The organism is Rufibacter roseolus (assembly GCF_017916365.1).
GTDB lineage: Bacteria > Bacteroidota > Bacteroidia > Cytophagales > Hymenobacteraceae > Nibribacter > Nibribacter roseolus.
In genome coordinates, this window is the sequence record NZ_JAFMSU010000001.1 from 1,972,025 (window position 1) to 1,982,759 (window position 10,735).

The 10,735-nt window shown below is 53.6% G+C and carries 13 protein-coding genes; 5 read left to right on the forward strand and 8 right to left on the reverse strand.

Features of this window, described 5'->3' with window-relative positions:
• The first annotated feature begins 3 nt into the window (after positions 1–3).
• Both J3P35_RS07785 and J3P35_RS07790 read left to right on the forward strand, forming a co-directional pair.
• A complete protein-coding gene (locus tag J3P35_RS07785; RefSeq protein ID WP_210463762.1) occupies positions 4–756 on the forward strand; it encodes an SDR family NAD(P)-dependent oxidoreductase in 753 nt (250 codons plus the stop codon).
• 141 nt (positions 757–897) lie between these two features.
• Positions 898–1,290: a VOC family protein gene (locus J3P35_RS07790; RefSeq protein WP_210463763.1), complete on the forward strand. Its 393-nt coding sequence runs from the start codon at positions 898–900 to the stop codon at positions 1,288–1,290.
• Between the two features lie 61 nt (positions 1,291–1,351).
• Here the strand turns inward: J3P35_RS07790 and J3P35_RS07795 are convergent, their stop codons facing one another.
• Positions 1,352–2,008, reverse strand: coding sequence for an alpha/beta hydrolase (locus tag J3P35_RS07795; protein WP_246850020.1), 657 nt, complete (start codon positions 2,006–2,008; stop codon positions 1,352–1,354).
• A 1-nt stretch (position 2,009) separates the two neighbouring features.
• The gene (locus tag J3P35_RS07800) at positions 2,010–2,495 is read right to left on the reverse strand and encodes a cytidine deaminase (RefSeq protein WP_210463764.1); all 486 of its coding nucleotides are present in this window, start codon (positions 2,493–2,495) and stop codon (positions 2,010–2,012) included.
• Positions 2,496–2,618: 123 nt separating this feature from the next.
• Between J3P35_RS07800 and J3P35_RS07805 the strand changes: the two genes are divergently transcribed.
• On the forward strand, positions 2,619–3,950 hold the full coding sequence (locus tag J3P35_RS07805; RefSeq protein WP_210463765.1) for a saccharopine dehydrogenase family protein: 1,332 nt from the start codon (positions 2,619–2,621) through the stop codon (positions 3,948–3,950).
• A 72-nt stretch (positions 3,951–4,022) separates the two neighbouring features.
• Here the strand turns inward: J3P35_RS07805 and J3P35_RS07810 are convergent, their stop codons facing one another.
• The 6 genes from J3P35_RS07810 to J3P35_RS07835 all read right to left on the reverse strand — a co-directional run bounded on the left by J3P35_RS07810 (position 4,023) and on the right by J3P35_RS07835 (position 8,950).
• Entirely contained in the window at positions 4,023–4,736 is a 714-nt protein-coding gene (locus J3P35_RS07810; RefSeq protein WP_210463766.1) for a tRNA1(Val) (adenine(37)-N6)-methyltransferase, read from the reverse strand.
• A gap of 114 nt (positions 4,737–4,850) precedes the next feature.
• Entirely contained in the window at positions 4,851–5,312 is a 462-nt protein-coding gene (gene rnhA, locus J3P35_RS07815) for a ribonuclease HI (RefSeq protein ID WP_149089001.1), read from the reverse strand.
• Between the two features lie 362 nt (positions 5,313–5,674).
• Entirely contained in the window at positions 5,675–6,499 is an 825-nt protein-coding gene (locus J3P35_RS07820) for a carboxypeptidase-like regulatory domain-containing protein (RefSeq protein WP_210463767.1), read from the reverse strand.
• Positions 6,500–6,644: 145 nt separating this feature from the next.
• Positions 6,645–7,217 (reverse strand): MarC family protein, encoded by a 573-nt coding sequence (locus J3P35_RS07825; RefSeq protein ID WP_210463768.1) that lies wholly within the window; start codon positions 7,215–7,217, stop codon positions 6,645–6,647.
• Positions 7,218–7,258: 41 nt separating this feature from the next.
• Entirely contained in the window at positions 7,259–8,320 is a 1,062-nt protein-coding gene (locus tag J3P35_RS07830; RefSeq protein WP_210463769.1) for an aminotransferase class V-fold PLP-dependent enzyme, read from the reverse strand.
• Positions 8,321–8,491: 171 nt separating this feature from the next.
• Positions 8,492–8,950 carry a type II 3-dehydroquinate dehydratase gene (locus J3P35_RS07835; protein WP_210463770.1) on the reverse strand — a complete coding sequence of 153 codons (459 nt, stop codon included), beginning with the start codon at positions 8,948–8,950 and terminating at the stop codon, positions 8,492–8,494.
• A gap of 142 nt (positions 8,951–9,092) precedes the next feature.
• On the opposite strand from J3P35_RS07835, the gene xerD reads away from it, so the two are divergent.
• Together xerD and J3P35_RS07845 are read left to right on the forward strand one after the other, a co-directional pair.
• Positions 9,093–9,992 (forward strand): site-specific tyrosine recombinase XerD, encoded by a 900-nt coding sequence (gene xerD, locus J3P35_RS07840; RefSeq protein WP_210463771.1) that lies wholly within the window; start codon positions 9,093–9,095, stop codon positions 9,990–9,992.
• Between the two features lie 61 nt (positions 9,993–10,053).
• On the forward strand, positions 10,054–10,467 hold the full coding sequence (locus J3P35_RS07845) for a DUF1493 family protein (RefSeq protein ID WP_210463772.1): 414 nt from the start codon (positions 10,054–10,056) through the stop codon (positions 10,465–10,467).
• The last annotated feature ends 268 nt before the right edge of the window (positions 10,468–10,735 follow it).

A 10,735-nucleotide genomic window follows, 5' to 3' on the forward strand; every position in this document is an offset into this window, starting at 1 on the left:
CTTATGACGCAGAAGATTGCATTGGTGACCGGAGCCTCTTCGGGTATTGGCCGCGCCACCGCTATTTCCCTGGCGCAGCATGGTTTTAAAATAATCGCCACGGGTCGCCGCACCGAAAGGCTGCAGGAACTGGTGCAGCAGTTTGGCCCCGAGAACATCTACCCGCTGGAATTTGACGTGCGCGACAAAGAAGCCGTCCGGGCAGCCATAGCTAGCCTGCCTGCCGAGTGGCGTACCATTGACGTGCTCATTAACAATGCCGGCAATGCGCACGGGCTGGCCTCGTTCCAGAACGGCAACCTGGATGATTGGGACGCCATGCTGGACATCAACGTAAAAGGTTTGCTGTACGTGACCAAAGAGGTGCTGCCGGTAATGGTGGAGCGGAAATCAGGGCACATCATCAACATCGGGTCTATTGCCGGAAAAGAAGTATACGCCAACGGAAACGTGTACTGCGCGAGTAAATCCGCAGTAGATGCGTTGTCCAAGGCCATGCGCATTGACCTGGTGCACGAAGGCGTGAAGGTGTCTGAGGTGAACCCAGGCGCCGTGGAAACCGAGTTCTCTGAAGTACGCTTCAAAGGCGACAAAGAACGCGCGGCTAGCGTCTACAAAGGATATGAAGCCCTTACTGCCGAAGATCTGGCCGACCTCATCCTGTTCATGGTTACCCGCCCCAAACACGTGAACTTAGCCGAGGTAATGATTCTACCCGCAGCTCAGGCTTCGGCTACCATCATCAACAAGCAATAGATTTCCTTCAAAGAAAACAACAAGGCCCACCGGTTACAGAACCGGTGGGCCTTGTTGTTTTTGGGCTGTTTTCTGTAAACCAAGTTCTAAACGGGTATCTATCTGCGCGGTAATTCCGTTGCAGGAGAAACGCCGCTGCCCATGAAGTTCACCCAGATAAAAGAGACCTGCCTCTACGTCCAAGACCTGGATCGCACCACCGCTTTTTACACGGAAATTTTGGGCTTACCCGTCATTGGGCAGGTGCCTGGGCGACATGTGTTCTTCAGGGTGGGGAGTTCAGTGCTGCTGTGTTTCAATGCCCAGAAGACGCGGGCCAGCAAAGACCTGCCGCCGCATTTTGGCGAGGGACAACTGCACCTGGCCTTTGAGTGCGAAGCCGCGGAATACGTTGCCTGGAAAGAGAAGCTGCAAGGAGCTAACATCACCATTGAGCACGAGCAGACCTGGCCCCATGACCGCAAGTCCTGCTACTTCCGGGACCCCGACCAGCACCTGCTGGAGATTGTGGTGCCGGGCATCTGGGAGAGGTAAAGTAGAATGGTTTTAAGGCTGTTTTATAAAAAACGGCTTCTAAACAGATTAGCCGAAATGCTTACTCTTTCCTCCGGTTTTTCAAGGCCAGGAGCACCTCCTGGTTTAGTTCATGCTTGCCTTCAAAGGTGATGATGTCTGGGTGCAGCCCAGCTTCTCGTACCTGTTTGAGTTGATCCTGGACCTTGTCTTCCGCTACGAAATGATCCTGCTTTCCATACACATAGGTGAGGTCCGTTTCTTTTAGCGGATGGCTACCAGAAGCCAGTTCCATGTCCTCGGGAAAGACGCCGGCCCAGAGCACCAGTTGACTGATGGGCCATTGCGCCTGACCCAGCCAGCGGCAGACGGTGGCTGCGCCCTGCGAGAAACCCAGCACGTGCAGTTCGGCCCCAGGCGCTTCGCGGAGCGCCATTTCCCGCACCAGGTTCAGGTAAGAGACATAATCCGCGATCTCGTGCAGGCGTTCCTCCTTCGTCATCCAAGTGGCGCCCACGCGGCCCGAGAAACCCTCCAGGTAAAACCGGGAAAGTCCTTCCGGGGCAATCACTACGGTCTGCTCGTCAATTAGGGCCTCAAAATGCCTGATGAAGTAGCGGGCCAGTTGGCCGTAGCCGTGCAGGACGATCCAGAGATGTTTGGTCTCAGGGGAAAGGGTGCCCAGTTGATGCAGGTGCGCCGTACGGGGAACTTCAATGGTCCGGTGATAGGATGGCAACTTACAGTTGGTCTTTCGTGAACATGAAAGGCAACAGATCCTCCACCGATTTCAGGCGGATGACTTGGCCGTCCTCGCCTTGCATGATGAGGCGGATGGGCGCGTTCTGGCGGTTCTGGTACTCGGCCATAACCTGACGGCAGGCACCGCAGGAACAGGCTTTCAGGAAATGGGACTCATTCCGCCGCCGAACCGTCACGGCCATCATCTCAATAATTTTATCCGGGTAATTGGAGCCAACGCCAAACAGCAGGGTACGCTCGGCGCAGAGACCCGAGGGGTAGGCGGCGTTTTCCTGGTTCGTGCCCTGGTGCAGACTTCCGTCTGAAAGAAGCAAAGCGGCTCCTACCAAATAATTGGAATAGGGGGCGTAGGCGTTGTCGGTGGCTTTTTGGGCGAGGAGAAGGACCTGCTGTTCCTGAGGGGTTAATTCTTCAAGAGAAGACACTACCTCATAGGTAATGTTGAGTTGTACTTGTTCTATCATAGGGTGCGGTTTCCGCACGAGCACGTACGGGAGCCAAAGTTAATAAGTTGGCCCGAAAAACCAAGAAGTGGTTGCCGGTGCGGGAGAAAATGCCCATTTTAAGGCGATCATCCGTGCCGTACTATGAATAAGATCCTCCTCCTGGGCGCTGGCCGCTCCGCTACCGTGCTCATCCAGTACCTGTTGTCCAACGCGCAAATCCAAGGCTGGCAAGTGGCCATCGGGGATGTCTCCATAGACCATTTAGGGCCGTTTTTGCAGGAATACCCCCAAACCAGAACGTTTCTCTTCAACGTGCAGGACGATGCGCAGCGCAAGGCAGAGATCGGCGCCGCCGATGTGGTCATCTCCATGCTGCCGGCCTTGTTTCATCCTTTAGTTGCGGAAACGTGTTTAACCTTGGATAAGCACCTGGTCACCGCCTCGTACGTGCCGCCGCAGATAAAGGCATTGCACGAGGAGGCCCAAGCCAAGGGACTGACCTTTCTCATGGAGTGTGGCCTGGACCCGGGCATCGACCATATGTCTGCCATGCGTATCATTCACCAGATCCAGGTGGCAGGAGGGACCATCACCTCGTTCAAATCCTTTACGGGTGGGCTCATGGCCCCGGAGTCCGATAACAATCCCTGGCACTACAAATTCACATGGAACCCGCGCAACGTGATTCTGGCGGGTCAGGGAACGGCCAAATACATAGAGAACGGCACGTACAAATACATCCCGTACCCGCAGCTTTTCCGGCGCACCCAGACCTTCACGGTAGACGGCTACGGCTCCTTCGACGGCTACGCCAACCGAGACTCACTAAGCTATCGCGAGCCCTATGGTTTGCAGAATATCCCCACCATGCTGCGGGGCACGCTTCGGCGGCCAGGTTATTGCCAGGCCTGGCAGGTGCTGGTGCAACTGGGCCTCACCGATGACTCCTACTCCCTGGAAGATCCCGCCCGCATGACGTACCGCCAGTTGGTGGAAAGCTGCCTGCCCGAAGCCGCCCAGGAAAAATCCCTGAAAGAGCGAGTAGCGGCCTATGTAGGCCTATCCCCGGAGGCGGAGGAACTGCGCCTGGTGGAGTGGACCGGTTTGTTTGACGAGGTTCCTATTGGGTTGGAGCATGCCACCCCAGCCCAGGCCCTGGAGAAACTGCTGACAGAGAAATGGAAGCTGAGCCCCGGCGACAAAGACATGATTGTGATGCTGCACCAGTTTGAGTACAAACAGAACGGCCAACGCAAAAAGCTGACTTCCTCCCTGGTGGTGCTAGGCGATGATGAGGTACATACCGCAATGGCGAAAACTGTAGGGCTGCCGGTGGGCATCGCGGTGAAGCTTCTGTTGCAAGGCAAACTGCAGACCAAAGGCGTGGTGGTGCCTTTGAAATCTGATTTCTATGAACCCATTCTGGAGGAACTAGAGCAGTACGGCATCCGCTTCCAGGAGCAGGAAGGATAACCGTTTAAGGCCGATTTTCGGGAAATAGCCTACAAACGGGAAAATACCTGCGATGAAGTTGACGGAGAGAAATTAGAAAATAAGGTAATAATCCTTTAACAGCTCCCGGAAGGCAGCGGTGTAGGAGTGGTCTTTTTCCCGCACTGCCAGCACCTGTTCTGCCGGTGCACTTGGTTGGCAGGAATACGTGTGGATAGCGCGCAGCAGTTTCCCGTTGGGCGTGCCCTCTAACCATAGAATGCTGTTGGTGAAGAACCCGCTTTGGTGGGCCTCGCGCTCAAATACCCTAGCCTCATGCGGAGGCAAAAGAATGTGCATTTGACCCGTTGGTTTTAAATACCGCTGGCCGAAGAAGATGATCTCTGAAAATGAAAGCGTCTCGGTGTGTTTGGCCTGGTTCTTTACAGCATCTGATGACTTGAGCGAAGCCTGGAAAAAAGGCGGATTACTGATAATCACGTCAAAAGGCACAGGCTGGGTAGCTTCAAATTCTTGCAAACCCATGGGAAACAACCGCACCTGGTCGGCCCACGGACTGCCCGAGATGTTTTCCTGCGCCTGTCTGGCCGCCGCCGCCTCAAGCTCCACCGCTTCAATCTGCGCCTCAGGAGCCCGCTGCGCCACCATCAGACTCAGCAAACCCGTTCCGGCCCCAATATCAAGAATCCGTTTCGCACCCGTCACATCCGCCCAAGCACCTAACACACAAGAATCAGTGCATACCTTCATCGCGCACTGGTCCTGTTTGATCAAGAACTGCTTAAACCGGAAATAGTCGTTGGCCACTTTGCAGATGTGAAGATTTGTAGATTTGGAAATTTGGAGATGAGGAGATTTGAAGATGAAGTTGGTTTGCTAGTGCATTTCATCTGCACATTTTCACATCTCCACATCTTCAAATCAACCAGCCGTTGGATTTGCTTCGAAGCCTTTGTCTGGGGGGAGGTTGGGTTGGAGGGCGGCGGCTACGGCCAGTTCGTCGCAGCGTTCGTTTTCAGCGTGGCCGGCGTGGCCACGAACCCAGACGAAACGCACCTGGTGCTTGCGGTAAATTTTGAGGAAACGCTGCCACAGATCGGGGTTGGCTTTGCCGGTGAAGCCTTTCTTCTCCCAGCCAAAGACCCATTTCTTCTCCACCGCATCCACTACGTATTTTGAGTCTGAGTAAATGGTGACCGGAATGCCGGGCTTGGTGATGGATTCCAGTGCCACGATCACGGCCAGAAGCTCCATGCGGTTGTTGGTGGTCTTCCGGAAGCCTTCGCTGATTTCCTTCACGTGGGGGCCGTACCTGAGAATAACGCCGTAGCCGCCAGGGCCAGGATTGCCCCGCGAGGCACCATCGGTAAATACTTCTATCAAAACGTATGCAGTTAGTCTGCCGCAAAAATACCCATCCCGCCGCAAGCCTCGGCTAAATGCGGCCAGAATATTTTCCAACGGTACATCAGCGCACTCAGGCCAATTACCCGTTCTGCGCCTGTTTGTCTAAAACCGACCATAAAACAGCAAGGCAGGTGAAGTGTTATATCATTACTGAATGCCTGGGGCATTTATGAACAAACGGTACCTAAGTGGAAGATTCCCCTCCTGGGAGGGGGAGGTTTAATGCTACAGAGAAAAGCAGCTAATGCTCACAAGTGAAGAAAGATTGGTATTAGTTGAGCAAATGGGATTCAAGCTTCCATTCTATCAATCACTCAACCACTCAATCACTCATTCTACTACTTCGCGTAGCTGATGGTGGCGTTGAAACCTACACCTCCAAGGGCCATCTTCTCCCAAGCACCCTGGCTTGTTTCGCGGGTATAGCTGGGTTTGTTAAATAAGCCGGCGCTAAACCAAAGCCCGCCGCCACCCAGGTGCCGCACAAGTTCCAGCGAGAGCAGCACATCAGAGTCAAGGTAGATGTTGCGGTCGCGGAGGTCCAGCGTGATGCCGTCTCCCAGATCTTTCTGGGCTACATTGAGGTAGATGGGTTCTCTGAGCAGGTTTTCCTCCGGTCCGTTTTTGCCCATCCGGTAGACATTGATCCTCAGGAAGAGGGTGTCGTACTGGTTGCTGGCGATGTTAAAGGTCACCTTTTCCAGGAACGACGGTTTTTTGATGTCCAACACTGTGCCTATCTCTGTGCCCAGGCGGTTGCTTTTGAACCCGGCAGTGGTGTTTTTGGAGTTAGTGGTATTGCCCACCACTTTTGTTACGTACTTGCGCGGCCGCACCACCACTTCTTTCAGGGCCACGGCCTGTTCCCGTAAACTGATGGTCGCGCTTTGCTGCCCGTACCTTTGCTTGAAGTCACTTACTTTCCAGCTTTGGGTTGCGTACCCGATGGCGGATATCTGCAAGGTCTCATTGTCCAGAGCATCAGGAAGAGAAAGCGCGAAAACGCCCTCGGTAGTGGAAACCGTGCCCACGTTCTGGCCCACCACGCCAATATTGACGTACTCCAGCGGCCGCGATTGGGCGTCTACAATCTTACCTTGGATGCGCTGTGCCTGGGCCAGGAAAGAAATCAGGAAGAAGAGGAGAGTGAAGGAAGCTTTCATATGGTGGCTGTTTTCTCTGTAGATGCAGGGACGCTACGGCAGGTTGCTTCAGGTTTCAGAAAATGCTTTCCTTCAGATGGATGAGAAATAAAAAAGCAGCCTTTTGTTTTAAGGCTGTTTTAACAAAATCGGCCCCTAAACGGAATCAGATGCTCACATGGGTTTTGAACAGCTTGATAGCAATGGCCAGCAGAATCACCCCGAACACCTTACGCAGGACCTCGGTGCCGTTCTGGCCCAGTTTGCGCTCCAGCCAGTTAGAACTCTTGAGCACGATGTACACAAACAACAGGTTGAGCAGGATACCCACCAGCACGTTGGGCAATGCATAGGCTGCGCGCAAAGAAAGCAGCGTAGTCATGGTGCCCGCGCCTACAATGAGTGGGAAGGCCAGCGGCACAATGGAACCGGTCTTTACCTCGGGGTTGGAGTGGAACAGGTGAATGCCCAGCACCATTTCCATCCCCATCAAAAAGATGATGATGGCCCCGGCCAGCGCGAAAGAAGCGAAATCAATCCCGAAGAGCCGCAGAATCCCATCGCCCAGGAAGAGGAACACAATCATGAGGGCACCCGCCACCAGCGTGGCTTTCTCAGACTGGATAATTCCCTCGCGCTGCCGCAACTGGATGATGATGGGAATGGAACCCAGGATATCAATGATGGCGAACAGGATCAGGCTAACGGAAACAATCTCTTTGAAACTGAAATGGGGCATGGCAATGGTCTGCGGCGGTTTAGGGGTTTGCCGCCGCAATATTAGTGATAATGGTTGGAAATGAAATTGCGCAGCACGTCATAGTCTGAGTCTGCGATGGCGGGGAAGTTGGCGATCCTGAACGTGTTCTTGGCCCAGGGACCGTATCCGTTGCCCAGCGTGATGCCCTGCGTGGCCGCAATTCGTTTGGCCTCGGCAATCCAGCGGTCGGGGCCTTTCACGGCCACTACCGTGAGGGAACGCACCTCGGGGTTTTCCACCAACAGTTGCATCTCAGTGAGTTCTTCAAAGAACGTGTATAGGTCCTGCGCCCGCTGCGCCAGGTGCTGGTCAATGTTTTTGATGAGCGGGCGGTGCTCCATCACCCTTTTGAGCAGGTACAGGTTGAGCACGTTGGGCGTGTAGGCGGTCTGGTAATTGAGCATTTTCTCGTGCAGGAACACCAGACTGTTGTAGTGTCGGCGGTCGTTGAGGCCTTTGGCCCGCTGAATGGTGCGCGGCGAGCACACCAGCACGCCCATGCCGGCCGGCAACCCGAAACATTTCTGCACCGAGGCAAACCAGATATCGGCCCTAATGAACTTGAGGTTGGCCCCGGCCATGCTGGAGGTGGCGTCCACGGCCAGCAGCGGGTCTTTGAACTGGTTCTGTAGTTTCAGGAGCGTGTTCATGCTCACGTGCGTGCCGTTGGAAGTCTCGGTCTGGGTCACGCAGATCAGATCAGTGTCATCCTCCACCGGGATATTGGGCACGTCCAGCACCTCCTCCAGCCCGAAGGCCTGTCCGTAGCAATCGGGGCGCAGGCGCTTGGCGTACTGGTACCATTTCTCCCCGAAAGCCCCGTTGTAGAGGTGGAGGCTTTTGTGCGGCGTCAGGCTCTGGGCCAGGATCTCCCAGCACTCGGTGGCCGACGAGGTGAAGAAAATGTAGTAGTCCTGGGGAATGTTCAGCCGGTTGCGCACCAGGCCCACCAGGTCACGCATCATCTGCACAAAGCGCTCTCCGCGGTGCGGAATACTCAGGATCCCTTCATCATACGCCATGGTCAGGTAATCCCGAACCTCGGGATAGACTTGGGAGGGACCCGGATAGAAGTTAAGCATGGGCAGCGGCAGTGGTTGGTGGTGGAACGATGCGTGAAAATTGGGCAAAAGGTACTGGACAGCGGATTGCGGAAAAGCTGTTTCGGGGCTGTTTTTAAGAAAATGGGCTTAAAACGAAACCCTGGGCAGACCTCCTGCTAAAATGACCTACACGTGAAAAACGAAGGCTGGTTACGCTTTGGTGTATGTAAATCCTACCTTGTTGGGCTTCTGCCGCTCAAAGTACTGCAAGGCAAGCCGATAGCTCTCCAACCCGAAGCCGGAGATGCTGCCCACGCACCGGCCGCCAATGTACGTCACGTGGCGGGTGGCCTCGCGGGCATACACGTTGGAGATGTGTACCTCAATCACGGGCGTCTCAATGGCCGCGATGGCGTCTGCCAAAGCCAGGCTGGAATGCGTGTAGGCCCCGGCGTTGAATACGATGCCCTGGTACTCGAACCCCACTTCGTGCAGTTTGTCAATGAGGGTGCCTTCTGTGTTGGACTGGAAGTACACCAGTTCCATGCCCGGGAAACCGGGGATGAGGTCTTTCTCCAGGTAGTCTTCAAAGGAGCGAGAACCGTAGATAGACTTTTCGCGGCGGCCCAGTAGGTTCAGGTTAGGGCCATTGAGGATGAGAATTTTCATAGTGGTAAGGTTTGCGTGGAGCCGGAAAATGGGCCCGGGGTCATGACCAAATGTACGCAATAACTGCCTTTGGGCGGCTATTTCTTGTGAAGCATTTGGATATAATTAGGTTATACCTATATTTAGGCTTTTCCTCCCCCAAATGAATTGGTCCGTAAGTCTTACCCATTTTCAGGGATATCTCCAGTTGGAGAAGTCCTTGTCAGGCCACTCTGTAGAAGCTTACCTACGGGATGTGCGCAAACTGGTGCAGTTTTTAGAGATAACCCAACAGAAAGTAGGGCCGTTGGAGGTGCAAGCCACCCACCTGCAGGGTTTCCTGGAATACATCAATGGCCTGGGCATGACGTCTCATTCGCAGGCGCGCACCCTCTCCGGCATCAGGGCTTTCTACAAATTCCTGATCATGGAAGACCTGCTCAACGCAGACCCTACCGAGACCATTGAAGCCCCCAAACTGCAACGCAAACTCCCTGACGTCCTCAGCTACGATGAAATCGTCTCCCTCTTTGAGGCCATTGACGTGAGCACCCCCGAGGGCACCCGCAACAAAGCCATGCTGGAAACCCTCTACAGCTCGGGCCTGCGCGTCACCGAGTTGATTGAGCTCAAAATAAGTAACCTCTACGAAGACCTGGGTTTCCTGCGCATCACCGGCAAGGGCAACAAAGAGCGGCTGGTACCCATCGGGCGGGATGCCCTCAAATACATCAGGCTCTACCTGGACGGCGTGCGCCGGCACCTGCCCATCAAGAAAGGCCATGAGGACTTTGTGTTCCTCAACCGCCGGGGCGCCAGTCTGAGCCGTGTCATGGTGTTCACCATCATCAAAGACCTGGCCGCCAAAATAGGGCTGGAGAAAAACATCTCGCCTCACACCTTCCGCCACTCCTTCGCCACGCACCTCATTGAAGGCGGCGCCGATCTCAGGGCCGTGCAGGAAATGCTGGGCCACGAGTCCATCACCACCACCGAGATCTACACCCACCTGGACCGCGACTACCTCAAGCAGATCATCCAGGAGTTCCATCCCAGGAGCTAGGAGATAGTGATTGGTTGACCAATGGTATTTGGTTGTTAGGGCGCTAATTTATTCGAACCTCATGTATTCATTAGTGGATATAATAGAATTTGTAAAAGACAAGACAGGGGTTGAGGAGGTGACAGCAGAGGCTGATATTGAAAATGATTTGGGGTGTTATGGTGATGATTGGGATGAACTTATTCAAGAATATGCAAGTCGTTACCAAGTGGACATGAGTTCGTATTTGTGGTACTTTCATACTGACGAAGAAGGACACAGTAATAGCATTGGAAGAGCTTTTTTTAAAGCACCATATGAAAGAGTTACTCGTATCCCTGTTACACCACAGATGTTCTTAGATTTTGCGAATAAAGGTAAATGGGACATTCCCTATCCTCCACATACATTACCTAAAAGACGGTATGATATTTTAATTAATCAGATCCTCGTTGTGTTTTTCATAGCTTACGCCATTTACTCATGCAGCAAATAATGTGACATGAAAATCTGGTGCTTAAAAATGTGTTTTTAATATTTCATTGCCGTTGTTGGTGTTATCACCAACAACCCAAACTGCGGTGGCCGGCGCAAGGGCAACCACAAGGGATTGCCCCTACCTAATCACCGTAGAATTCCCATCTGTTTGATGGGCGATTCTCAAGAAAAGTTTCTCAAACAGGAATGATGTGGATTTTCATCATGGCCATTTATAGCCTTAATTATCAAAAACATCCCTAAAACAGAAAAGCCCGGAGCTGCTC

Excerpts from the sequence above, each read along its gene's own strand:
- J3P35_RS07785 (WP_210463762.1), top strand. The coding sequence starts at position 4 with ATGACGCAGAAGATTGCATTGGTGACCGGAGCCTCTTCGGGTATTGGC.
- J3P35_RS07790 (WP_210463763.1), top strand. The coding sequence starts at position 898 with ATGAAGTTCACCCAGATAAAAGAGACCTGCCTCTACGTCCAAGACCTG.
- J3P35_RS07800 (WP_210463764.1), bottom strand. The coding sequence starts at position 2,495 with ATGATAGAACAAGTACAACTCAACATTACCTATGAGGTAGTGTCTTCT.
- J3P35_RS07805 (WP_210463765.1), top strand. The coding sequence starts at position 2,619 with ATGAATAAGATCCTCCTCCTGGGCGCTGGCCGCTCCGCTACCGTGCTC.
- J3P35_RS07820 (WP_210463767.1), bottom strand. The coding sequence starts at position 6,499 with ATGAAAGCTTCCTTCACTCTCCTCTTCTTCCTGATTTCTTTCCTGGCC.
- J3P35_RS07825 (WP_210463768.1), bottom strand. The coding sequence starts at position 7,217 with ATGCCCCATTTCAGTTTCAAAGAGATTGTTTCCGTTAGCCTGATCCTG.
- J3P35_RS07830 (WP_210463769.1), bottom strand. The coding sequence starts at position 8,320 with ATGCTTAACTTCTATCCGGGTCCCTCCCAAGTCTATCCCGAGGTTCGG.
- J3P35_RS07835 (WP_210463770.1), bottom strand. The coding sequence starts at position 8,950 with ATGAAAATTCTCATCCTCAATGGCCCTAACCTGAACCTACTGGGCCGC.
- xerD (WP_210463771.1), top strand. The coding sequence starts at position 9,093 with ATGAATTGGTCCGTAAGTCTTACCCATTTTCAGGGATATCTCCAGTTG.
- J3P35_RS07845 (WP_210463772.1), top strand. The coding sequence starts at position 10,054 with ATGTATTCATTAGTGGATATAATAGAATTTGTAAAAGACAAGACAGGG.